The sequence below is a fragment of the Endozoicomonas euniceicola genome (assembly GCF_025562755.1).
Taxonomy (GTDB): Bacteria; Pseudomonadota; Gammaproteobacteria; order Pseudomonadales; family Endozoicomonadaceae; genus Endozoicomonas_A; species Endozoicomonas_A euniceicola.
In genome coordinates, this window is record NZ_CP103300.1 from 287,639 (window position 1) to 311,829 (window position 24,191).

20 protein-coding genes, 1 tRNA gene and 5 pseudogenes are annotated in these 24,191 nt (G+C 47.7%); 12 read left to right on the plus strand and 14 right to left on the minus strand.

All coding sequences use genetic code 11. From position 1 onward, the window contains the following. Positions 1–73: 73 nt before the first annotated feature. Positions 74–1,567, plus strand: a complete 1,494-nt coding sequence (locus tag NX720_RS01100) for an ISKra4 family transposase (RefSeq protein WP_262596131.1) — start codon at positions 74–76, stop codon at positions 1,565–1,567. Here NX720_RS01100 and NX720_RS01105 read toward each other — a convergent pair. The 3 genes from NX720_RS01105 to NX720_RS01115 all read right to left on the minus strand — a co-directional run bounded on the left by NX720_RS01105 (position 1,518) and on the right by NX720_RS01115 (position 3,254). Continuing rightward, on the minus strand, positions 1,518–2,549 hold the full coding sequence (locus tag NX720_RS01105) for a hypothetical protein (protein WP_262598859.1): 1,032 nt from the start codon (positions 2,547–2,549) through the stop codon (positions 1,518–1,520). The two genes, NX720_RS01100 and NX720_RS01105, sit on opposite strands and share 50 nt — an antisense overlap. Next, entirely contained in the window at positions 2,546–2,812 is a 267-nt protein-coding gene (locus NX720_RS01110) for a hypothetical protein (RefSeq protein WP_262598860.1), read from the minus strand. Before NX720_RS01110 ends, NX720_RS01105 begins: the two co-directional genes overlap by 4 nt. Before the next feature lie 85 nt (positions 2,813–2,897). After that, the gene (locus tag NX720_RS01115) at positions 2,898–3,254 is read right to left on the minus strand and encodes a hypothetical protein (protein ID WP_262598861.1); all 357 of its coding nucleotides are present in this window, start codon (positions 3,252–3,254) and stop codon (positions 2,898–2,900) included. Between the two features lie 174 nt (positions 3,255–3,428). On the opposite strand from NX720_RS01115, the gene NX720_RS01120 reads away from it, so the two are divergent. From NX720_RS01120 to NX720_RS01135, 4 genes and pseudogenes are all read left to right on the plus strand, one after another. Further along, a complete protein-coding gene (locus NX720_RS01120; RefSeq protein WP_262598862.1) occupies positions 3,429–4,289 on the plus strand; it encodes a hypothetical protein in 861 nt (286 codons plus the stop codon). Between the two features lie 568 nt (positions 4,290–4,857). After that, positions 4,858–5,076, plus strand: a pseudogene (locus NX720_RS01125) (site-specific integrase); the annotation flags it as partial. Between the two features lie 21 nt (positions 5,077–5,097). Beyond that, positions 5,098–5,706, plus strand: a complete 609-nt coding sequence (locus NX720_RS01130; protein WP_404831129.1) for a tyrosine-type recombinase/integrase — start codon at positions 5,098–5,100, stop codon at positions 5,704–5,706. Positions 5,707–5,710: 4 nt separating this feature from the next. Then, positions 5,711–6,763, plus strand: coding sequence for an IS91 family transposase (locus NX720_RS01135; RefSeq protein ID WP_262598863.1), 1,053 nt, complete (start codon positions 5,711–5,713; stop codon positions 6,761–6,763). Positions 6,764–7,038: 275 nt separating this feature from the next. On the opposite strand, the gene NX720_RS01140 is transcribed toward NX720_RS01135, so the two are convergent. Continuing rightward, positions 7,039–7,839 (minus strand): hypothetical protein, encoded by an 801-nt coding sequence (locus NX720_RS01140; protein ID WP_262598864.1) that lies wholly within the window; start codon positions 7,837–7,839, stop codon positions 7,039–7,041. Between the two features lie 259 nt (positions 7,840–8,098). On the opposite strand from NX720_RS01140, the gene NX720_RS01145 reads away from it, so the two are divergent. Both NX720_RS01145 and NX720_RS01150 read left to right on the plus strand, forming a co-directional pair. Next, positions 8,099–8,518: a hypothetical protein gene (locus NX720_RS01145; RefSeq protein WP_262598865.1), complete on the plus strand. Its 420-nt coding sequence runs from the start codon at positions 8,099–8,101 to the stop codon at positions 8,516–8,518. 46 nt (positions 8,519–8,564) lie between these two features. Then, positions 8,565–9,343: pseudogene (locus NX720_RS01150) on the plus strand (ISL3 family transposase); the annotation flags it as partial. Between the two features lie 73 nt (positions 9,344–9,416). Here NX720_RS01150 and NX720_RS01155 read toward each other — a convergent pair. The 3 genes and pseudogenes from NX720_RS01155 to tnpC form a co-directional block, all read right to left on the minus strand. Continuing rightward, entirely contained in the window at positions 9,417–9,965 is a 549-nt protein-coding gene (locus NX720_RS01155) for an IS66 family transposase (RefSeq protein WP_262598866.1), read from the minus strand. Continuing rightward, positions 9,926–11,145: pseudogene (locus NX720_RS26895) on the minus strand (ISAzo13 family transposase). The gene NX720_RS01155 and the pseudogene NX720_RS26895 overlap by 40 nt, the downstream one beginning before the upstream one ends. Positions 11,146–11,202: 57 nt before the next feature. After that, positions 11,203–12,396 carry an IS66 family transposase gene (tnpC, locus tag NX720_RS01170; RefSeq protein WP_262598867.1) on the minus strand — a complete coding sequence of 398 codons (1,194 nt, stop codon included), beginning with the start codon at positions 12,394–12,396 and terminating at the stop codon, positions 11,203–11,205. Between the two features lie 99 nt (positions 12,397–12,495). On the opposite strand from tnpC, the gene NX720_RS01175 reads away from it, so the two are divergent. After that, entirely contained in the window at positions 12,496–12,921 is a 426-nt protein-coding gene (locus NX720_RS01175; protein WP_262598868.1) for a transposase, read from the plus strand. Between the two features lie 34 nt (positions 12,922–12,955). Here the strand turns inward: NX720_RS01175 and NX720_RS01180 are convergent. Then, positions 12,956–13,486: pseudogene (locus NX720_RS01180) on the minus strand (AlbA family DNA-binding domain-containing protein); the annotation flags it as partial. Positions 13,487–13,884: 398 nt separating this feature from the next. On the opposite strand from NX720_RS01180, the pseudogene NX720_RS01190 reads away from it, so the two are divergent. Continuing rightward, a pseudogene (locus NX720_RS01190) lies at positions 13,885–14,927 on the plus strand (ISAzo13 family transposase). Further along, positions 14,888–16,165 carry an IS110 family RNA-guided transposase gene (locus NX720_RS01195; RefSeq protein WP_262598869.1) on the plus strand — a complete coding sequence of 426 codons (1,278 nt, stop codon included), beginning with the start codon at positions 14,888–14,890 and terminating at the stop codon, positions 16,163–16,165. Before NX720_RS01190 ends, NX720_RS01195 begins: the two are co-directional and overlap by 40 nt. Before the next feature lie 252 nt (positions 16,166–16,417). Here the strand turns inward: NX720_RS01195 and NX720_RS01200 are convergent, their stop codons facing one another. The 6 genes from NX720_RS01200 to queA form a co-directional block, all read right to left on the minus strand. After that, the gene (locus NX720_RS01200) at positions 16,418–16,918 is read right to left on the minus strand and encodes a DUF523 domain-containing protein (protein ID WP_262598870.1); all 501 of its coding nucleotides are present in this window, start codon (positions 16,916–16,918) and stop codon (positions 16,418–16,420) included. Between the two features lie 608 nt (positions 16,919–17,526). Continuing rightward, positions 17,527–18,450 (minus strand): protein translocase subunit SecF, encoded by a 924-nt coding sequence (secF, locus tag NX720_RS01205; protein ID WP_262598871.1) that lies wholly within the window; start codon positions 18,448–18,450, stop codon positions 17,527–17,529. A 10-nt stretch (positions 18,451–18,460) separates the two neighbouring features. Then, positions 18,461–20,332, minus strand: a complete 1,872-nt coding sequence (gene secD / locus NX720_RS01210) for a protein translocase subunit SecD (RefSeq protein WP_262598872.1) — start codon at positions 20,330–20,332, stop codon at positions 18,461–18,463. Between the two features lie 133 nt (positions 20,333–20,465). Next, complete coding sequence (gene yajC / locus NX720_RS01215; protein ID WP_262598873.1) at positions 20,466–20,798, minus strand: preprotein translocase subunit YajC; 333 nt, start codon at positions 20,796–20,798, stop codon at positions 20,466–20,468. A gap of 110 nt (positions 20,799–20,908) precedes the next feature. Further along, positions 20,909–22,024, minus strand: a complete 1,116-nt coding sequence (gene tgt, locus NX720_RS01220) for a tRNA guanosine(34) transglycosylase Tgt (protein WP_262601693.1) — start codon at positions 22,022–22,024, stop codon at positions 20,909–20,911. A 142-nt stretch (positions 22,025–22,166) separates the two neighbouring features. Further along, a complete protein-coding gene (gene queA, locus NX720_RS01225; protein WP_262598874.1) occupies positions 22,167–23,195 on the minus strand; it encodes a tRNA preQ1(34) S-adenosylmethionine ribosyltransferase-isomerase QueA in 1,029 nt (342 codons plus the stop codon). Positions 23,196–23,408: 213 nt separating this feature from the next. Here queA and NX720_RS01230 point away from each other — a divergent pair. Continuing rightward, positions 23,409–23,495, plus strand: a tRNA-Leu gene (locus tag NX720_RS01230). A gap of 80 nt (positions 23,496–23,575) precedes the next feature. Next, positions 23,576–24,166: a putative adhesin gene (locus tag NX720_RS01235; RefSeq protein ID WP_262598875.1), complete on the plus strand. Its 591-nt coding sequence runs from the start codon at positions 23,576–23,578 to the stop codon at positions 24,164–24,166. Positions 24,167–24,191: the final 25 nt, after the last annotated feature.

The window sequence follows — 24,191 nt, forward strand, 5'->3', positions numbered from 1 at the left end:
GAGCAAAGAAAAAAGGGCTGTTTCGTGGTGATATAACGTCGCCAAACAAATAACACCGGAAAAGCAGCCCTTTGTGAACGCATCTTACGCTAATACTCTCGACTTTCAATTTTTTTCTCCTGCACAGGATCACTTTAATAGCATGATCCGCCACCTCGAATCTGCCTGCCTGCAGGAACATGGCACAACTGAAGAGTACATTCGAACCAATGGGGACGAGCTGCTTCGGCTAATGTTTCAGGGCTATCTCGATAAACAGGCTGAAGATGAAGAAAGAGCAGTGTCTGTCACTCCCTCTGACGGCATACCTCGTAACCATATTCGTCAAAATACCAGCCGGGTTCTCACCACGGTGTTTGGCAAGATAACGGTCAAACGGTTTGCTTATAGCCAGCGCAATGTCTCCAACGAATTCCCACTGGATGCCGGGCTCAACCTTAATAACGACCAATATTCTGATGGTGTACGCAAGCGTGTGGTCACGGATGCTATTGATCGTTCTTATGACAATGTCGTCAAACGGCATCGTGAAAATTGCCCCGGCATAGTTGGCAAGCACCAGGCAATAAAGCTGGTTGAAGGCACAGCTCAGGATTTTGTCGAATTCTATGAACAACGAACCATAGAAGATGAGCAAACAGATGATCTATTGGTTCTGAGCTTTGATGGGAAAGGTCTGGTCATGTTGCCAGATGGGTTAAGGGAAGCGACCCGCAAGAATGCAGAGAAAAGCAAGAAAAAATGTCAGACACGTTTAAGTCCGGGAGAAAAGAAAGACCGGAAGCGTATGGCTATGGTGGCGACTGTTTACACTGTGCGGGCAAACCCACGCTCACCAGAGTCCATCATGAACTCTGAAAAGAAAGCGGACAATGTCGTCAAATTTCGACCTCCAATACGCAACAAGAGGGTTTGGGCCAGTGTTGAGAGGGACGGAGAAACAGTCATCGAAGAAGCCTTTGATGAGGCTCTCAAGCGTGACCCGGAACGAAAACGACAATGGGTTGTCGTGGTCGATGGGCATCCGCATCAACTGAAAATGATTGAAAGAGTCGCCCGCAGAAAACAGGTCAAAACCAGCATCGTAATGGATTTCATTCATGTGCTGGAATATCTGTGGAAAGCCGCTCATTGTCTGCATGATAAAGGTGATAAATCTATTGAGAAATGGGTTGAGCAGCAAGCACTGAAAATTCTTCATGGGCAGTCGGGCTGGGTAGCCAGGGGCATAAAGCAAAGTGCCACGAAACGAAAATTGAAGAATCGGGAAGCTATTGATAAATGTGCTGGCTATCTGCAAAAAAACAGAGACCGGCTTTGCTACGATAAGGCGCTGCGCTCAGGCTTTCCTATTGCCAGCGGAGTGATTGAAGGCGCTTGCCGACATTTGATAAATGACCGTCTTGATATAACAGGCGCACGATGGAGCCTGCAAGGCGCGGAAGCCATTCTGAAGCTTCGCTCAATAAACTCCAGTGGAGACTGGGATGAATACTGGTCATATCACCATTCGTGTTCTAAGAAACGAAATTACGGTGAGTTGGTGGTGAATAGGGCTTCGTCGTAGCAAATGAACCGCACCCTTCTGGTTTCCACCATGCTCCGGAAAGTTTCAGCCGGGTTTGTACAACCGAACGGTTGGAGCTTTCTATCTCCCCTGAGCCAATGGGTAAATTGGCGGCCTCTGCCTCTTTGTAACCAAATTGCCCGGGGCGATTTCTAATGTAGCGATGACATTCTTCTGATTTGTTAGCTTCTTTCCCGGGCTTGCCATTGCGATATGGCTCAAGCTCTGCCAGCACCTGCCCTGGACTATCCGTTTTCATTCTTGCCTTTTGTTCTTCTATCCAGTCTTTACAGGCTTTTTCATCTTTACCAACGCACTCCCTGGCGGCTTCTGCGATGCACTCGCAAAGGTGATAATAATCCATCAGAAAATGCCCTTGACTGGCAAAGACGCGATCCGACTGACTGGCGATCCATTTCGCACCATCACTGACGCAATGAATGGATGACTGTCGGTTTAAACCCTGTTCTATAGCGCAACTTAGCCATTGATCTCCTGCTTTATCAGGCTCCCCCATAACAACCCTGTGCCGCTTATCTCGGCTTCCTTGCTCATAGACCAGGCAAAGTTTGGCTTCCTGCCAGTCCACATTTCTTGTTTTGCGCTTGTCTCCCTCTGTTTCTTCATCGAAAAGAACTACTGGAATCATACTGCCATCCATTTCGCCGATTAGCTGCCTGCCTTCTCCCACACATTCCTGACGGTTTTGTAGCGATGCTGTAGACTGCTCGTTCATACAGCGGGCATGGCTCAACGTTATGGCTCGTACAGACGATGACGATACGACAACACCATAGTGCTCTTCCATTTTCTGTGAAGCGGTTTCAAAAGAGCTGTCTGCTGCAAAATCAACCAGTCGCCGTTGCAATGGCAGGGAATAATCACGACAGTGAATGTGGGCATTCTCAGAGAAAGGACGGACACGATGTCCGGCAACCGTCAGGCATCGCTCGCATAGGCTGACCTTACCGTACGTAATCATCCAGTATGTTTGTTTTTTTTAGTGTCTGAGTCAGGATGAAGGTCATGCGCCTCTTCAAATTTCTGATTTTCTTTATGAGCACCCCATCCTGTCAGGAGTTCATTTCCTAACTCTTTGAGGTTGTCAATAACAGCGTTTTCTGCATCATCAGCACGGTCAAGGTGCCCGGATTCGGCTTCCACAATATCAATCAGTTCAGAGACTCTTTTTTCCAGTTCAGGGTAAGCGGCAAGTTTTTCAGCAAGAGTTTTGGCGGAGGGCATGGGAGGTATCAAGGTGACGATAAACTCACTATATTATGGCAAAATTCTGAAAAGTTGCCGCTTGGGGAACACTTTTAATTGCACCCTATGTGGATGCTTTGATCGAACAGACCAGAGACTGCAGAGATGATTTGCGCAGCGTCTGTCCGTCTTCAAGGTAGCAGAAGGCGCGAAACAACGGGGAATCTACCAGGACAAACGCAAGATATTCAAAAGTGAACTGAAAGCGCTGTCTTAAGAAGGCGATTCGTAATACTGACTCAGCACTCAGGGCATTTCTGCCTGTGTAATGATTGACCTGACTATCAAGGTCATCAAATATCCATTCAACAAACTGAGGACAGGAGTCCAGCCATTGGGAAACGCTGTAAAGCTCGTGATAAATTGTGTGACCCCTGAAAGGCAAATCCGGACTAAACTGTGGAGTGCGTTTTTTGCGCATTTTAAAGCCCTCTGCTTTTTGGTTTTCCTACATATTTGTACCTTTAGGAAATATAAACGCTAAAAAGCAGTAGGGTTTTATTGTTTGCAGCTTTGGGAACTCAGTGACTGCAGCTGGTTACGTTTTTGGATGAGAACTAGATAAGTTTCTCAGCGATTGTAGATTGTGCTTAGAATGAAAAATATAGCTTTTATATTATTAATCTTATTGTTACCGTTTATCACGGCTCAATCACAATTATCATGTTTTGCGATGGATCCTCCTTTCAAAGAAGGCGCATCTGCTGCAGAGGAATGCCCAGATGATTGCACACTTGCTGAACTAGAACAATTTGCCAAAAAAATTGCTAATTTATTTCCTCCAGATGAGTATTTGTATATAGGCATTGGTCGCAGCCCTGCACCTGTAATTGCCTGGTTACAAGCGAAGGGGCAGAGGGCAGACACTATTCAAATACCTCTTTCAAATTTTAAACTGTGCCAACGAGTTTATGGTAATGGTATAAGCTTTCCTGAATTTCCCTCAGATTATTCAAGAGTAAAGCTTTTCAGGCATTTTGATAGATACCTAAGAACGAATCCAGGATTCCAAAAAAAGTGGTTAGTTATTGATGTCGCCGAAAGTGGAAATACACTTCGTTCAGCAGGTTTTGCGCTTAAGGAATATGCACACGAACGTGGTCTAGATAATTCTATTGAAATGTTAGCTATTTGTGAAAATAACCAAAAGAGAGAATATTATCTTGAAATGGGAATGCATGTAGCAATGGCTCAGTATAAACCGAATGCTGAATACTGCGTTACAGCATTAGAGTATTTTTTGATATTTGGTTCGGGTAAAAGATTTGCACCATACGGAGAGTTAAACTGGGCTGATTTACTGAGCGCACCCCACACACCACCAGTAGAGCCCCCAAGAACTAGCTATAACACACTTTCTAAACTCATAAAGGAGTGGGCTAAGTCTATAGTTCTATCAGTTTTTTGGACCATAGCCTTAACTTCAACTTCAAAGTTTAATCCATCAGCAAGATAGACGGCTAACGAATGAAATGGACTCCTCCCACTTTTGGTAAATAATGCCAGACTGGTATAGCCAGCGATATATTCCATCAGGAGAAGCTCATGAATACTTTAACCTAAATTCAGCAGTTGAACGCCATTGAACCATGCCGTTAGGGATAGCTTCTCACAGTTCAGAGCAGCATTTTTTTAAGTCATTAGCCCGATCCAATTAATGGCTGCATCGTAATAACCTGTCCGCTTTTCAAAAATTTTGAGACTGCTTTCGTTAAAATACGACACCATGCGTTAATTGGATTTAACTGCGGTGCAATACTTTTAATTGAATCAAAAAAATCACATAGTTCACTTTGTAATTTCGAAATCTTAGACATCCATCGATGCTGGCTTGTTAGCTTTATTTTCTTTTGGTTACCAGACTGGGTCAGCTTGCCAATTGAACCAAGCCGCTACGCGGCAAAAATTACAAAACTGTCTTTTTAGTCAATAATTCCTGAACTCATTAATTTCGATGAGCACTATCAGGAAATACACATCATGAATGCTGCCGAAAAAAACGCTTCGACACACTCTACCAACAGCACCTGACCACACTGAAGCTCCAGGGTAAAAGCAAAACCACTATTGATTTGTACAGTCGTCCTTTAAGACGTCTTTCTAATTACTTTGACCGCTGTCCGGATACTCTGACCACTGACGACCTAAAAACCTACTTCGCCGATCTGGTAGAAAGTCACTCATGGAGTACCGTCAAGACTGACCGTAACGGCCTGCAATTTTTCTACCGGTTTGTACTCGAACGGCCATGGCAGTTCATCGATATCGTCAAGCCACCCTCTGTCCGACGGCTGCCAGACATTCTCACCACCGATGAACTTACACGGTTGTTGGATACTTGCCGAAAGCCTGAAATTCGCACATTTATACTCACCACCTACAGCATGGGACTGAGGTTGAGCGAAACTCTCAACCTGACGGTCAATGACATTGACTCAAACAGGATGAGAGTCCACCTCCGACAATGTAAAGGTCAAAAAGACCGTTACGTACCATTACCTGCCGAAACGCTCACGGCTTTGAGGCAACACTGGAAAACCCACCGAAATCCGCGCTGGCTGTTTCCACAGGGACAGAACATGCAGGCACAGCACAAAGCTGCAAAGCCTATGAATCGCTCCCTGCCTCAAAAAGCCATGAGAAAGTTAGTTCAGGAATGCAGGATAAACAAGGTGGTCAGCCTCCACTCCCTGCGACACAGTTTTGCAACCCACCTTCTGGAGCAAGGGCTCAGCCTCCGGGCTATTCAGGATATCCTCGGTCATATGCGCCCGGAAACCACAGCGCTCTATACCCGGCTGACTGAAACCGTCGAGCTCAACACTCATCGCGTTATCAACCAGCTGGTTGACGAACTGAAGTGTGGGGACTGATGCCATGACCCTCGCTGATATTGCTGACCAGTACCATGACCGCTTCCAGGATAAATACGGCAACCGACTGCTACCAGGTCATCACAAAGCCCTTAATGCCATTCGCCATTGCCGAACCCCGGCTGCCGGCATGACGTTACTGGAATGCAATGACTGCCAGCGCAGAGATCACCGGCCAATGTCGTGTGGGCACCGCAGCTGTAACCGTTGCCAGAATACCGATACCAGTGAGTGGCTGGAAAGGCAGCGACAAAAGCTCTTGCCCGTGGAGTACTTCATGGTGACCTTCACACTTCCGGCACAACTCAGACAGCTGGCCTGGCAAAACCAGACCACTGTCTATGACCTATTGTTCACAGAAGCAGCCGAGACACTGAAAACCTTTGGTCATAACCATAAGGGGCTGAACGCCCGGCTGGGAATGACTGGGGTACTGCACACTCACAGTCGTCAGTTGAATTATCATCCTCATGTTCATTTTGTGGTGCCCGGTGGAGGCATCAACACCCAACGTCGTCAATGGCGTAAGCTCAAAGGCAAATACCTGTTCAACAGCAGTAACCTTGCAAAAGTCTTTCGGGCTCGCCTGCTCAAGGCACTGGACGAAGCGGGTTTGCTGACAGCAAAGCTGAAGAAAAGCCTGCCGAAAACCTGGGTTGTTAATTGTCAGCACACAGGCAAAGGCGAACCCGCCCTGAAATACCTGTCCAGATATCTGTATCGAGGTGTCATCAGCGACCGACAGATTGTTGCCAGCCAAAATGGAAAAGTCACCTTCACCTACCGGAACAGTAAAAGTGGAACAACCGAATACCGAACCCTGCAGGGAGAGGACTTCCTCTGGTTAGTACTCCAGCACGTTCTGCCCAAAGGGTTAAGGAGGGTTCGGGATTACGGCTTTCTCCATTGTCGGTGCAGAAAACTACTCCGCCTGGTTCAGTTGATTTTGCAGGTGATCATCAAGCCTGCCACGCCAGTCATTCGCCCTAAACATACCTGTCAACACTGCGGTAGTGACATGAGGGCGATAGCCTTCAGGCTGATGCGCCCTACCTGATGTTGAAGCAAAAGTGCTGGGACTAAACCCATTCAACAGGAGGAAAACGACAGCAGCAAACTGACAACAAATCTACGACGATGCTCGTCCAATCAGCGGGAGCAGGGACGCTTTCATGCCTGAAAAACCGCCATAATATCCGCACCGACTGTGCGGAGAGCTGAAGAAAAAGCTATTTCCCATAAACCACACCGAACAGTTGTCAAGGCCGGGCTTGTTCAACAACCGGATAAGGTTGCGGCTGCGCGCAATCTATCCTTATTCGTTTTATGTTGCTACTCCTTGTTACTAGAGCGAATCAAAGTTGCTGATGAAAGTAATAGAGCCAAAGGTATAACGGAGCGTTGCCAACTGTCTGAAATCGGTGCCTCACCAGTGGGGTATTGAGATAACTTTGTTGTGAAGACGCCATGCGTTGTGTTGAAATCGATCTTTATCTCATTAGTTGATAATTGGTATTTTATATCTACAGGCTCAAATAATTCGTTTAGACTTACTTTCCGGGATGAATTTTCTGTAACAGCATCAGAAGTCATTGCTTTACTGTTGTCTTCACAACCACCACAACACTTATCATTTGAGCCAATACTTTTTGGACGGTATGGACATTGATCGCAGTTTAATGGTTGGGCTTTGATCGTTAACTTGTTCTTATTTGTGCTCAAATTCGTAACACGAAAAACAGGAGTTATTCCTTTATTAGAACCACTAAACTTCAGAGTTGGCATGTCTAACCAAATAATTGAACCTTTACTTATTTGTGATACAACTTGATTTAATGAAGCACCTGAAAATAAACAGTCATCGATTAACAATGCAAAGATTGAAGATTTATCTAACAGGGGGAAAGCGACTTGTGTACATAAGCTATGCTCAGTTATAAATGGGAATCTTGCAGGGTGATCCGAAATTTCGATTTGAGATGGTAAACTATCAAATAGCTTGAAACTTGTTTGATTGCTCTTTAAATCAGTTGTAATTTCTCCTTTAACCATTAATGAATAGCTATTGCCTTTAGCTTTAAATACCGTTTGAAATAAAGTGGTCGATGCATCAGAAGTTGGCGCTTGGATCAAGGAATAAAGTAACACTGAATCTAGCAAAAAAGATCTATGAAGTGAGTTCTGACAAAGCATAATTAAACTCCCTTCCTTGAAATTCAAGGAAATGCTATATGCATAGATATATTAAGACATTTACCCCCCTAAGTCCCGCTTAACGATTTAAAAAAACAAAATAGGATGAACTGAAGGGGGTGTCCTCTGTGCTGTTCAGGCAAAATACCTGTGCGAATAACAACGCACCTGCAAGGTGCTACACAGGGGACGCCTCCAGATGATAATTCCAAAACCTGAAAAAATCGACATAGAATTCATCGATGCCAAGCTGACAGGTATGGCTGGCAGCCTGTTCGTTGCCCGACTTGCCAACCAGCTCAAGCTTCCTGATCTGCTCAAAGACCAAATCTGCCTCAAGAAACGAAACCGGGGCTGTGATGATAAAGACTCTCTTCTTGGCCTGATTCACAACTTCTGCGCCGGTAATGGAAAACTGTCTGATATGGATGCCCTGCGTGCAGACAAACCGGCTGTCAGCCTGCTTGGCCTTGAAGATGTACGCTCTTCCAAACGCATGGGAGAGTACCTGGCATTATTTAACGCAAATTTCGTGAAAGCCTTGTATTCCGTTGCTCACAGACTTTGCCAACAAATAGGGTTCCTCGCTGTTTGCTATGGATTTAGTACGGTTATCTGACTGATAATTACCTGCCAAATAAAGTACACAGGTTTCGCAATTGTTCATGGATGGTAACCAGATTTTCATGCTTGGTCTTGGTTTGCAGGCACCCTGGAAAATAGTTAATCAACACCTCGATACATCCCAGAAGCCCAACCAGCTCAGACTCAGAGTCAGCGCTGATCGTGGCAGCCTGTTTCCCTGCCCTAAACGCGGTAAGGCTTGCCCGGCACATGACTTTAAGGAACTACCTGGCAGCATCTGAACTTTTTTCAGCATCATTGCTATATCACCGCTAAAGTACCTCGGACAACCTGTGAAGAACACGGCACTCTTCGTGTAAATGTTCCCTGGGCCAGAGAGAACAGTAAGTTTACCCTTCTTTTTGAACAGGCGTTGCTGTCTCTGGTCAGGGAGATGCCGGTCAAAGCCTGTGCCAAACATATCGGAGTCAATGACAAGCGTATATGGCGGGTGATCAAGCATTACGTCAGTCAGGCATTACTGCAAATGGATCTGTCATCTCTGAAGGCTATAGGGCTGGACGAAACGGCCTCAAAACGAGGTCATAACTACGTTACCGTTTTCATTGATATGGACAGGCATGACAAGCCCGTAATCTTTGCCACCACAGGTAAGGGCAAGGGTACTGTTAATGAGTTCAGGGCATTTCTGGAGAAGCATGGAGGTCAGGCAGATAACGTACTTGAGGTGGTTTGCGATATGTCAAAAGCGTTCCTGGCCGCCGTGAAAGAAGAGCTGCCGCAAGCCAACGTCACTGTTGACTGGTTCCACGTTGTTCAGCTGTTTACCAGGGCTGTTGACGATGTCCGTAAAGAAGAGCGGTAACTTTTCTACAAACCGCTTCAAAATTAGCAATTAAGACACCGCTTTTCCCTATTGTTGCCTCCAATTGTTATACCTTTGGCGGATCATGATTGCGCATTTCACAAAGCCGCTCCTCACTCATTAACCAGGGCAGATAAGGAGTGAGATCATTAGGTGGCTTCCTGCCATTTATGGCACAAGCCTCAAGATAGGCACCCAGCCAGATTTTTGGATTAATATCCCAAAGCTTTAGCGTCATAAAAACGCTGAATAGAAAAGCGGCTATATCAGCACTCCATACGCTGCCAGAGCCGTAGTAATTCTTCCTGCCAACGACACCTGTGCGCAGTGCTTGCTCTGCAGCGTTGTTATCCATGGGGATACCGGGATCAGTGACAAAGCGGGTCAATCCTTCCCAGTGATTCTGTAGACTTTCGAGCACTTTTTTCGCTCTGACTCGCAGTTTAGGACGATTAAGTTCCTGAACCCTCTGGATTGCCATCTGCTCTACCTGATGTTCAAGCCGTAACTGCTGTGTTGCTAGCTGCTCTGGTTCATCAAGCACTTCAAGTCGCTGACTATTAAGGGGAGCGGCAATCAATAATTTACCGGTTCCGGAACAATTGTCACATCCCATTTCTTTAACTCAGGGTGGCGAATGATGTGAGGCTGTATTTCAGCTAATTCCTGTTTACTCAGTCTCACACCTTTTTGATACGGTTGATCAAGTAGCTTCACTATCGGGTTCATGCATTTCCATACCATTGTTTTTGTCCACTCCAAAACAGACGTTACTGTGTTCAGAAGGCTTCCATTCCAATGGTTTTCGAGATAAGACCAGCCTCGTTCAATCGGATTGTATTTGCTGTGGTAGGGAGGGTAGTAAACCAGCCGTATCTTCAGCCCCGCTTTTTTGGCAAACTCAACCATTCTGAAAAGAAACTGGGTTCGGTGGCTGTTACTTTCAGGTCCGTTGTCTGCGTAGATAACCAGCTCATCGACATACCTGTTAGCTTCCTTCACCTGCTCCCACCATTGCTCAATAGCATCGCAGATAAAATCACTGGTTTTGTAAGAGTTGCCGTAAAAGACATACAGCTGATCATCTTCCAGATTGAGTACCCCGAAGGGGATCATTTTTTCTTTGGTTGCCATATCATGATCCAGCGCTTTGACCGCTTCTGCCCCTCTGGCCTTACCACCTCTGGAAAAATTTCCAAGGTTAACCGTTGCTTTGCAATCAATGCTGATCTGAAGACTCTGCTTTCTCTGGCTTGCGGTGCTTTTTACTTGTTTGACGTTTTCAAAGATGGCATCGGTTTCCGGGATTTTTTTTCCGGCGTGGTCTTCTGTACCTTGTGAAGTTTATAGCCCATACGGTTCAACATGTTGCAGAAAGTACGCTCTTTGGGAAGTTGCTCTTCCTGCCACCCTTTTTCATCAATCAGTTTTTTCCGAACAGCACTGGCTGTTATGCGAGCATAGGAGAACGTATTTCTGAGCTGCGGGTCAGCCTGACTTTCAGGGTCAACCAGACTTCGGATGTCTTGTTCCAGTTGACGGTTTGCTACTTCTGCTTTTGGCTTGCCCTGTGATGCGTAATTTCCATAACAAACAAGTCCTGTTCGTTTTTCATGCATCCCGAGTTCAACGGTATGACGGCCAAAATTGAACTCGGTTTCAGTAAGGCGTGGACTACCAAAACAGAGCTGTTCAGCGACTTCAGCTATGAAGGCTCTGTGTTCAGAGCCTTTGAGCTTTTTAGCAGCAAGTATAATGAGGTGTTTGCATTCAGGGGTGACATTAACGCTGGACATGACGTTCACAATCAATCACAGAGGGAGTAAGCAGGAAAGATACTCCGGTAAAGTTTGTTATGCCACTCCCCTAAGATGATATAAACGACCAATCCTGTTCACCCAGGTGGCGCTCCATTTCTCCAACTCCGGATCACCTCGTTGAGCGTCAATAAAATCCCGCCTGACGTGAGCCCAGCAGAAAGCTAAATTAATAGACACCGCATCATTCGCAAGCTTTTTGTACGCTGAGTATCGGTCACACACCAGCGTTCCAGCCCCGTCACCAATGATCGACTCTGGTACGACAGCCGCACGGGTGTCAGCAATGCTGAAATAAACCGCCTGATCACAGAGAAATACCCAAAGCCAATGTTTGTGAGAACCTGTGGTCTCATGTGCCCAGCTGATCCACCGGGTTTCATCAGCATGCCACTGATCGCTACTGGCGACGAATTCCCGAGTAGCTTCGGCAACCGGCTCAAAAAAGGGCGTTATAGCTTCCAGGCCAAAGGAGATGGTCGCCTGCGACAGTTCCAGTCCCTGAGTCTTATAAGACTCAAGTTGCCTGTTTATGGGGATGCCGTATGCGTACTTATTCAGCAACAGCTCCACCCAGACAGAAATACCAAGCTTTCCTTTGTTGATGAGTCTTGGTGGAGGTGGTGGAGTAGTAATATTGGGCGTTTCAGGGCACTGGCAAGTTTTTTGGTAATGCCTTCGGTGATAACGACGAACGTGAGCCTTAACTTCAACTTCAATTACGTCGCAGCTGTCGTCATTGAAAAAAGACTTGAATGGCCGGTGACAGACTGTACAACACTGTTTGTCCACTGGTAAGTCTACAGACTCATGAACCACTGGCAGGTTGTTGTGAAGATGGCGACCAGAGCCGGGGACTCCGGGCTGGTGACCTCGTTTTCGATTTGAAGGTGGCCGGGTAGTATTGCCACTTTTCTTTGAAGAAGAACTGGTCTTCTCTGATTTACGACCGAAAAGCAAGTGCTTCATGTGTGCCAGTTCTGATTTCAGATCAGCGACCTGGGTGTTCAACCCAGCCATTTCGGCTTTATGCTGAGCGATAAGAGAGGCATTTTTAGCCAATACTTTTTTCTCTCGGCCACAGGCCGCCTTCCACATGGCATGCCAGAGGTTGGCCTGCTGTTTTAGCTGGATGTGTTCCTGCTTGGTGAGGATGACCTGCGAGGTAGCAAAGGGGGCAGGCAGTAATGCAGGTGTTGTGCCTGATCCTGAAACATGAGCATTTTGCATACTCTAAAAGTAGACGACTTTGAGCTTATGTTTAGTGGTTTGTAGAAAAGTTACGAAGAGCGAAAGCTGGGGCAGCATCCGAAAAGCTTGCGCTGGGCAGTGCTAAAGAAGGCAGATGGGCCACTCACTGAAAAACAGATGGAAGCACTTGCCGAACTGGAAAGCAGTGACTTGAAAACGGGTATAGCATGGCGAATCAAGGAAAAGCTTCGCTGGATCCGGAAGGCTAAAACAGCACAGGCGGCTCGCTGGAGGTTAACGCATTTCATCAAATATGCGAAATCCGAACTGGGCGAGTGCGAGATTCTGAAGCCGGTACGTAAGGCGCTATCAACGGTAGAGGGTCATGCTGATAAGATAATACAACGATGGTCATCAACCTATACCAATGCTCGCATGGAAGGGCTGAACAGCTTGTTTCAGGCAGCCCGAAGCAGAGCAAGGGGCTATCGAAATACAGGAACTTTTCTGATGATGATCTATATGATTGCCAGCCCTGTAGCGGATTTACTGAAATCCATATGAAACGGCGAAGAGCCCCTAAAAATGAAACTTCCTTCTGCTTCGGAACTCTGATCCGTATTACTGTTTTTCCTCTATATTCTACAGTATCAACCTGACTTAGGAGATTGTTTTTTAATGTGTCAGAAAGATCAGAGTCTTTAATTGCAGAAAGAATTTTTGCTACATAGGATTCAAGATCACACTTTAAGTGTTTTAACTCTCGCTCAATACCAACAACAAAACGCCCTTTAACTTCTACAGGTTTGTCATCGTCAAGGTTTTCAATTCTTTCTGCATCTTCTGCTTTATCAGCAACACCAATAAATAAGAACCCATCAGCATCAGGTCCAACATTGGCAATACCACAAAGTGTTTCAATAATTTTTGGTAATATCTTTTTATCAAGTTTTCTATTAGGAGATAAATCTACAATCCCTTGTTTACATTCATATCTAGAGGTTTCTATTTTTGACCTTCTAAGAGAATTTTCCAAATCAAGTGCAAGACCTGCTCCATGCTTTAACAGTGGAGGGTCTTTTTTTACAAAATGACTTTGGGCTAAGTTCCTGTTAGCAGTTGGAAGCACCAATGTTCCGCAACTCTTTTGACGAATTGGTCAGTATTTAACTTTACTGATGCAGTCAGATCGCGCCTCCAGGCTAGGTAATGCGGGAGATAGCGGGTAGCAACACCATGAAATACACCGCCAATCCATGTTTTTAAGTTACTGTGGTAAGGGGAGTGGCATAACAAACTTTACCGGAGTATCTTTCCTGCTTACTCCCTCTGTGATTGATTGTGAACGTCATGTCCAGCGTTAATGTCACCCCTGAATGCAAACACCTCATTATACTTGCTGCTAAAAAGCTCAAAGGCTCTGAACACAGAGCCTTCATAGCTGAAGTCGCTGAACAGCTCTGTTTTGGTAGTCCACGCCTTACTGAAACCGAGTTCAATTTTGGCCGTCATACCGTTGAACTCGGGATGCATGAAAAACGAACAGGACTTGTTTGTTATGGAAATTACGCATCACAGGGCAAGCCAAAAGCAGAAGTAGCAAACCGTCAACTGGAACAAGACATCCGAAGTCTGGTTGACCCTGAAAGTCAGGCTGACCCGCAGCTCAGAAATACGTTCTCCTATGCTCGCATAACAGCCAGTGCTGTTCGGAAAAAACTGATTGATGAAAAAGGGTGGCAGGAAGAGCAACTTCCCAAAGAGCGTACTTTCTGCAACATGTTGAACCGTATGGGCTATAAACTTCACAAGGTACAGAAGACCACGCCGGAAAAAAAATCCCGGAAACCGATGCCATCTTTGAAAACGTCAAACAAGTAAAAAGCACCGCAAGCCAGAGAAAGCAGAGTCTTCAGATCAGCATTGATTGCAAAGCAACGGTTAACCTTGGAAATTTTTCCAGAGGTGGTAAGGCCAGAGGGGCAGAAGCGGTCAAAGCGCTGGATCATGATATGGCAACCAAAGAAAAAATGATCCCCTTCGGGGTACTCAATCTGGAAGATGATCAGCTGTATGTCTTTTACGGCAACTCTTACAAAACCAGTGATTTTATCTGCGATGCTATTGAGCAATGGTGGGAGCAGGTGAAGGAAGCTAACAGGTATGTCGATGAGCTGGTTATCTACGCAGACAACGGACCTGAAAGTAACAGCCACCGAACCCAGTTTCTTTTCAGAATGGTTGAGTTTGCCAAAAAAGCGGGGCTGAAGATACGGCTGGTTTACTACCCTCCCTACCACAGCAAATACAATCCGATTGAACGAGGCTGGTCTTATCTCGAAAACCATTGGAATGGAAACCTTCTGAACACAGTAACGTCTGTTTTGGAGTGGACAAAAACAATGGTATGGAAATGCATGAACCCGATAGTGAAGCTACTTGATCAACCGTATCAAAAAGGTGTGAGACTGAGTAAACAGGAATTAGCTGAAATACAGCCTCACATCATTCGCCACCCTGAGTTAAAGAAATGGGATGTGACAATTGTTCCGGAACCGGTAAATTATTGATTGCCGCTCCCCTTACCAGCGACCTTGAGGCGATGGCCAATTGGCTGGTCAAACTCGGCATTACGACGGTGGTCATGGAATCCACCGGCGTCTATTGGATTCCCGCTTTTGAAATACTCGAGTCCCATGGGTTAGACGTAAAGCTAGTGAATGCCCGGCATGTCAAGAACGTCTCTGGTCGTAAGTCCGATGTTTTGGACTGCCAGTGGCTGTTACAGCTTCATACCTATGGTTTGCTGGAAGGGGCTTTCCGGCCTGACGAGCAGGTATGCTCATTGCGGGCTTACATGCGCCAGCGTGAGAACCTGGTTCGTTGTCGTGCCTCCCACATCCAGCACATGCAAAAGGCACTGAGGCAGATGAACCTGCTGCTGGATAATGTGGTGACCGACATTACCGGCAAAACCGGTATGACCATCATTCGCTCCATCCTGACAGGTCAGCGTGATCCAAAAGAACTGGCCAGGCATCGTGACAAGCGTTGCCAAAAGTCAGAAGAAGAGATCGCCAAATCCCTGAAGGGCCATTATCGTGCAGAACACCTGTTTGCCTTGCAGCAAGCTGCTGAGCTTTACGACACTTATGGTGAAAAAATCCTGGCTTGTGATGCCGCCCTGGAAAAGCAGTTGGAGAAGTTCGACAGCAAGGTAGAGCCTGCGTCGTCAGATGATCCAGGTCCAGATCAACCTGCAAAAAAACGTAAGTCACGTAGCGCCCCCAGCTTTGATGTTCGGTCTCAGCTTAACCGGGTGTCGGGTGTTGACCTGACGAAAATTGATGGCATTGATGAAAACACGGCATTGAAAATCCTCTCCGAAATAGGGCTGGATATGTGTCGCTGGCCATCGGCCAAACATTTTGCGTCCTGGCTGGGTCTCTGTCCCGGAACCAATATATCCGGCGGGAAGGTTCTGAACCGTAAAACCAAACGCATTCCCAATGCGGCTGCCACCGCTTTCAGAATGGCGGCCTTTACCCTGATGAACTCCAAAAGCGCATTGGGAGCCTATTGCCGAAGAATGCGAAGCAAGATGGGTTCACCCAAGGCTATTACGGCAACCGCTCACAAACTGGCCCGGCTGGTTTATAGCATGCTCAAGCATGGCAGCGCTTATGTTGACAAAGGCCAGGATTACTACGAGCGCGAGCACAAGGACAGGGTGATGAAGAACCTGAAGAAAAAGGCGGAAGACATGGGTTTCATGCTGGTTCCGGCAGAGTCTGTCGCCAATAGCTGACAGAGTGCAAAGCGGTGAGAACACTGGAAGTTACTCAGAAGTTAAGCCAAGATATTGCGACGCACTTGCTGAACAACTAAAGATAATTGAACTCGCAATGATAGCTAAAGATATTCTATTTTTCTTCATTTTTACTCCTTATGCCCATTTAATTAATAGCTACTATCTGGGCAGGATAGAAGCCTAACGCCTGCTTCAGCCGCGTGCAAAAGGCACGTCGGGTGAGCGAAGCGAACGAACTGCAACCATTTGTTAGCTGCGTGTGCGTTCGTGTGAAGTTAATAAAGTTGCAGCTTCATTGATGTTGTTTTGACTAAAGACTCTAATTCCATGCTTTGAAAGCAGAGCTGCGGTAACACCTTGGCCAGCTTTTTTGGTATCGGAAAAATCACCATTATAAATCATAGTGCTACCGCAAGAAGGGCTTGATTCAGTTAAAATTGCAACTTGGATTTTATGTTTTATACAAAGTTTAAGGGCAAGCTCTGCACCAGCTATGAATTGCTCAGAAACATCTTCACCAGTATTTTCAACAACTCTAGCATTAAGTTGTAATACGTCTTCACCATTACCATTTTGTATTTCTGCAGGTGCTCTTGGTGTAGGCAGGCCTGCTGAAACTTCTGGGCAAAAAGCAACAACTCTCCCTTCGTGTAACCATTTTTTGATCAGCTCATTCTCACATGATAAGTCCAGTCCATTGTATCGAACTTTATTTCCAAGAAGGCATGAACTTACCAATACTTTTTCCATTTAAGATGTCCCGATGATGATGAAGCAGCTAACGCTTAGTAGGTGTACTCGTCCGTAATCCTGCCAAAACTCCATACGAGTCTATATTTTTGCCACAAATGTGGACTCGTCCATATAATCTCCGAATTTTGTGGGAATTACCTCCTTGTCCACATAATACGCAGTACCTTGCATTATTGTGCCCCTGACGATCAAGGGAGGCAACGCAGCAAAAAGCCATCTTTCCCGTTTATAGCAGGCACACTACCGCAGAGAGAAAGATAATGGTCAGATATTATTCAGACATCAGTCTCACAGCTGCAATTGAATTTTAAAACCTGACCATCCTATCATGTTTTTTTACAGTAAACTGAGCTATCTCAAAACAAATTTACCATGACAGTCACTCTGTCAGTTTTTCCGGAAAGAAGGCAGAGGGGTGAGGGCGTTACCAGCGTAGCCTGCCAAAATATGCCCATAATATTACCGTGAGAAGCAGGCTATTGACTCGCTCATTAACATCCTCCCTGCCGTAAGCGAAAGGGACTCCTGCCGACGCTGTGCAGCATACTCGGCGCACCAAAAAAAGCCGGGTAAAAACCCGGCTTCCAACAATCAGTCAGTATCAATTACGGACGATCGTCAACCTCGTCTTCCTTCACCGGCACAACCAGATCTTCACGACTGATATTCATATACAGCAGAAGATTAGACGCAATGTAGATGGATGAATAAGTACCCACCACAACACCGGCAATCATCATGGAGGCGAAACCATTGATCATTTCACCACCAAACAGGAACAGAGCCATCAACACCATCAAGGTGGTACCAGAGGTTGCTAATGTACGTCCCAGAGTCTGAGTGAGAGAAATATTAATAATCTCAACCGGCGAGCCTTTACGGCGCTTGCGGAAGTTTTCACGAACACGGTCGTATACGATAATGGTGTCGTTCAGGGAGTAACCCACCAGCGCCAGAATAGCGGCCAACACTGTCAGGTCGAACTGCAAGCCCAGCACCGAGAACAGACCCATCGCGATAACGGAGTCGTGCGCCAGTGCCAGAACCGCGCCCACAGAGAACTTGAACTGGAAGCGGAAGGCAATGTAGAGCATTACCATGCCCAATGCCAGCAGCATTCCCAGGCCACCCTGCTCACGCAGCTGCTCACCCACCTGTGGCCCCACGAACTCAACGCGCTTGACCTTAACGTTCCCTTCGTACTGCCTGCTCAGCTGGTCAGCCAGCTCTTTGGCCAGGCCCGGATCACTACCCGGCATACGCACCAGCACGTCCTGCGCAGAACCAAACTCCTGTACGACAACATCGGTGTAACCGGAAGACTCCAGCTGTTCACGAATCCCTTCCGTTGACACCGGCTTGTCATAGACCAGCTCAATCAGAGTACCGCCGGTGAAATCCAGCCCCCAGTTAAGCCCTTTAGTCGTCAGGGAAACCAGAGAGCCTACCACCAGCACTATCGAAATAAAGCTGGCGATGAAGCGCAGGCGCATAAAGTTTATGATTTTTTCATCTGTCTTATCAGTCATCGCTGTCACCTCAGATGTTCAGTTTCTTCAGGTCACGACGACCACCGTACACCAGGTTAACCAGTGATCGGGTCACCATAATCGCAGTGAACAAGGACGTTAAGATACCGATGGACAGAGTCACGGCAAAACCTTTAATCGGGCCAGTACCCACCGCAAACAGGATCACACCCACCAGCAGCGTGGTGATGTTACCGTCGAAAATGGAGATAAAGGCACGGTCATAACCATCGTGAATCGCTCGCTGTATGGGTCGGCCCAACTTGATTTCTTCACGGATACGGGAGAACACCAGCACGTTGGCGTCTACCGCCATACCCAGCGTCAGCACGATACCGGCAATACCCGGCATAGTCAGGGTAGCGCCAAACAGACTCATCATGGCCAGCATCAGCATCAGGTTGATGGTCAGGGCAATATTCGCCAACAGACCAAACACGCGATAGACCACGATCATGAACATCACGATCAGAGCCAGTCCCATCAGGGTAGAATCAATACCCATCTTGATGTTTTCTGCACCCAGGCTCGGACCCACCGTACGCTCTTCAACGAAGTGCATCGGTGCCGCCAGAGAACCTGCGCGTAACAACAGCGCCAGCTCAGACGCTTCACCCACAGAGTTCAGGCCGGTAATACGGAACTGATTACCCAGAGCAGACTGAATGGTGGCCAGACTGATGATGTGCTTTTCTTCACGGAAGCCTGGTACTTCAACACGCACGGTTTCGCCGTCCACCACACGGGTTTCTACACGAGTCACCGGTTTCTGCTCAATAAACAACACCGCCATGGCGCGACCAATGTTACCGCGGGTAGCGTCGTTCATACGCTTACCCCCGGTACTGTCGAGGCTGATGTTAACCTGCGGCTGACCACTTTCAGAGTCAAAGTTAGACTGGGCGCTGGAAACACGGTCACCGGTAATAATGATGTCTCGTTCCAACAGGGCATTCGGACGACGCTCGTCACGGAACGGGAAGGACTCAGTACTGGTGCGGGACGCATTGGGCAGAGCTTCCAGACGGAACTCCAGGTTGGCGGTCTTACCCAGAATACGCTTGGCTTCAGCCGTATCCTGCACACCAGGAAGCTGCACCACAATATTATTACGGCCTTGTCGCTGAACCAGTGGTTCAGAGACACCCAGCTCGTTAACACGGTTACGAATGGAAGTCAGGTTCTGGCGTACCGCGTCGTCTTCGAGCTCACGAATACGCTGTTCACTGAAACCAAAGGAGACCACATAAAGATCCCCCTGCTCCCCGGTTTCAACCAGCAGGTCAGGGTTTTCACGGGTAATCACCCGCTCGGCGGCATCACGGGCATCGGCATCCAGAAAAGCCAGTTGACGGGCTCCGTCGGCACGTTCAGGCATAGTGCGATAGCGCAGGCGTTCCTGACGCAGCTGGGCACGAATTTCGCTATTAGCAATATCCAGTCGCTGCTTCACAGCCCGGCCGGTATCGACTTCCAGCAGAAAGTGGACACCACCAGACAGGTCCAGACCCAGTTTCATCGGGTAGGCACCAATGGCTGTCAGCCAGTCCGGCGTGGTGGGGGCAAGGTTCAGGGCAACGACATAATCATCACCCAACGCATCCTTGATCAGACTTCTGGCCAGCTGTTGCTGGTCTGCCTGTTGTAGACGGATCAGTTGAGTTTTTTCGTCACCTTCGGCGGCTTTAACGGCAATACCCGCCTCTTTGAGAGTCTTTTCAGCCCGTTCCAGTACAGCGGATTCCAGCACGGTTGAAGAGCTGGCTCCGGAAATCTGAATCGCCGGATCATCGGGATAGAGGTTGGGCAGGGAGTAAACAAACCCCAGTGCCACAACGAATGCTATGAGCAGGTATTTCCACAGGGGATAACGATTGAGCATGGCTCACCGGTTCCTGATATTTTAAGTATGAATTGTCAGCGTTTACTGACGTTATCCATTTCTCCAAAAAAACCGGGAATTCATCATTCCCGGCACAGTATATAAGCACACAGACCTCAGGCCTGCCTGCCTATTATTTGATCGCCTTGATCGTACCCTTAGGCAGAGTAGCCGCTACAGACGATTTCTGAAAGTTCAGTTCCATATTGTCGGCCACCTGCAGAGTGACAAACTCATCCGTGGTGTTGGTGACTTTACCCAGAATACCGCCGGAGGTAACGACCTCATCACCTTTGTTCAGTCCGGCAATCAGATTCTTATGCTCTTTGGCGCGTTTGGACTGTGGACGCCAGATCAGCAGCCAGAAAATCAGTACAAAGCCGCCCAGCATAATCAGCTGACCCGCCATACCCGGGCCTGCTGCTACCGCACCATCGGCATACGCCGGGCTGATAAATGGAATCATTAATTACTCCTTGCTTTTGGAAGTTATAAATCGTGCTATCTCCTTTACAGGGGCAAAGCCGCAACAGGATCAACAGCACTTTGGTAAAAAACAGCGACCAATGAACGACATCAATCCAGCGGTGGAACGGGCTGGCCGCGCTTCCGGTAAAAGTCGCTCACAAAGGCGTCCAATTTACCTTGTTCAATCGCCTCCCGCAATCCAGCCATAACACGCTGGTAATAACGGAGGTTATGGATGGTGTTCAGCATTGACCCCAAAATTTCTCCGCATTTATCAAGATGATGCAAGTAAGCCCGACTGAAATTCTGGCAAGTGTAGCAGTCACAGTTTTCTTCCAGCGGAGAAGTATCACGCTTGTGGACAGCGTTGCGAATCTTGATAACGCCAGTATCGGTAAACAGGTGACCATTACGGGCATTGCGGGTAGGCATTACGCAGTCAAACATATCGACACCACGGCGCACCGCTTCTACAATATCTTCCGGCTTGCCCACGCCCATCAGGTAACGGGGATAGTCGTCCGGAATCTGGTGAGCCGTGTGAGACAGGATGCGCATCATGTCTTCTTTGCTCTCACCCACGGACAAGCCGCCAATAGCGTAGCCATCAAAGCCGATATCCACCAGCGCGTTCATGGAACGATCACGCAGATGCTCAAACATACCGCCCTGGATAATACCGAACAGTGCCGAAGGGCTATCGCCATGGGCCGCCCTGGAGCGAGCCGCCCAGCGCAGGGACAGTTCCATGGACTCTTCCGCTTCCTTCTCGGTCGCTTCACCGTCGGTGCATTCGTCAAAAATCATAACGATGTCCGAACCCAGGTCTTTCTGCACCTGCATGGAAATTTCAGGACTCAGGAACACTTTGGCACCATCCACCGGAGAACGGAATGACACACCTTCTTCGGTAATCTTGCGCATCTTGCCCAGGCTGAATACCTGAAAACCACCGGAATCGGTCAGAATCGGACCGTCCCACTGGTTAAAGTCATGCAGGTCTCCGTGTTCTTTTATAACCTCTGTACCAGGGCGCAACATCAGGTGAAACGTATTGCCCAGAATAATCTCGGCACCGGTCTTTTTAATGTCATCCGGCATCATGCCTTTTACGGTGCCGTAGGTACCCACTGGCATAAAGCATGGCGTTTCAACGGTTCCGCGCGGGAACGTCAGGCGACCGCGTCGAGCCTTGCCATCAGTGGCAAGACGCTCGAACTGCATGAAACATTCTTCTCTTTTCATGATTTTCTCGTTTCAGCCGCAGCACTTCCGGCAGCGGCTGTATTCAGACAATAGAGGGATTAATGGGTACAAACCCTGTGAACTTCAAGAGCTGGCCATGCAGGTTAATCGTTCTTTCCGGTTAGCCAGTTTTCCTGGTCAACCACATGGCATCACCATAACTGAAGAAACGATACCCTTCTTTTACCGCTTCGTTGTAAGCGTTAAGAATGGCTTCCTGTCCGGAGAAAGCACTGACCAGCATCAGCAGCGTGGACTGCGGCAGATGGAAGTTGGTGATCATGGCATCCACTGAGCGGAACGGGTAGCCCGGAAAAATAAAGATGTCGGTATCGCCGGTAAACGGCTGTATTTCGCCGGATGCAGAAGCTGATTCCAGACTGCGAACCGACGTTGTTCCCACTGCCACGACTTTATTACCACGGGCGCGGGTTTCACGAACGGCCTGGCAGACCGCTTCAGAGACTTCGATATACTCTGAATGCATCTCATGGTCGGCAATATTATCCACCCGTACTGGCTGGAAAGTACCCGAACCAACGTGCAGGGTAACAAATGCCTTATTAACACCTTTTTGTTCCAGACGCTCCAACAGGGCTTCATCAAAGTGCAGACCCGCCGTTGGTGCTGCTACGGCACCGTCTTTTTCAGCAAAAACGGTCTGATAACGCAACCGGTCAGCACTACCATCTTCACGATCAATATAAGGTGGCAGCGGCATGTGTCCGAACGTTTGCAACTGGGGCAGGACCGGCTCGTCAAAGTCGATCAGGAACATCGTACCCTGACGTCCCGACACCCCGGCCGTTATATTGTCATCAGCCAGCCAGATACGACTGCCAGGTTTAGGGGATTTACTGGAGCGCACATGAGCCAGTACCTTTTTCTCTTCCAGTACCCGCTCAATCAATACTTCCAGCTTGCCACCGGTTTCCTTGCGACCAAACAGCCGGGCAGGAATGACCCGGGTATTATTCATAACCAGCAGATCGCCGGGGTTCAAAAAGCTTTCTATGTCTGCAAACTGACGATGAGCAATCTCACCCGAGTTACCGTCAAGGCATAACAGGCGGCTTCCGGTTCTTTCCTTAGCAGGAAAGCGGGCGATCTGCTCATCAGGCAGATCAAAATCAAAATCACTGACGCGCATGAACGTGTGGTTTGTCTACAAATTACAGGGAAGGTCGGAAAGGATACTGCAAAGTCACCGGTCTGTCAGGCATGTTAAACACGATTCACTGACAAACCAGCCAGGAACTTTGAAACAACCCCTTGATAATCAAGGAGCTTTCAGTATACTACGCAGCATCTGAACGAGACAGCCAAAGGCTTTTCAGCGGCTAAAGGCTTCCCACAACGTTCTGCCGGTGTGATGAAATTGGTAGACATAGGGGATTCAAAATCCCCCGCTTTCACGAGCGTGGCGGTTCGAGTCCGCCCACCGGTACCATATATAATGAAGCCCTGATTTTTCAGGGCTTTTTTGTATCTATCTCAGCGCTACAAGCTGCCGGATCGGAATGGGTCATCATGAACATAGCGGTACTGGAAGGGAAGCTGAAGTTATACAGTTCGGAACTTTTTGGTGGCAACTCGCAAAGCCTGCTGATTGCAGCTCATGGCGGAGTATGGCACAGCCGCAGCTTTATGGCCGTCGCCCGATCCATAGCAAGGGTACACCGCTTCAAAATCCCTCCCTGGACTACCTTATATTTTTATGCACCACACGGAACGGCTACCAGCACAAGGCTTGAACCTTATATGAAGTGGAAATACCCACCCCTTGAGGCTGTCATGCCCGGTGAGAGCGTGATTAATTACGATCTTGGACACTTAGTAAGTGGGCTGCCCTATACGACAGATCAACAAGTAAGGAATCACCTTATTACTAACCGTTGTCACTCAGCCAGCCTCAGTATCCATCACCCTTTTCGCTTTCTTGATATTGCCACTACAGAGCCGTCAGGCTCTGCGAACACCACACTGAAAGAAGTGCTTGGCGTACTGTCTCGCGCAGGCCGAATCTACCCCAGAATTCACTGCACGTTCTGCCGTCACGAATATGGAAGACCTAAAAACGAATACACTCCGGGCTATCACAATATCACCCCCTCCAGCTGACGGCCTGAACCTTCCCGATAGACAG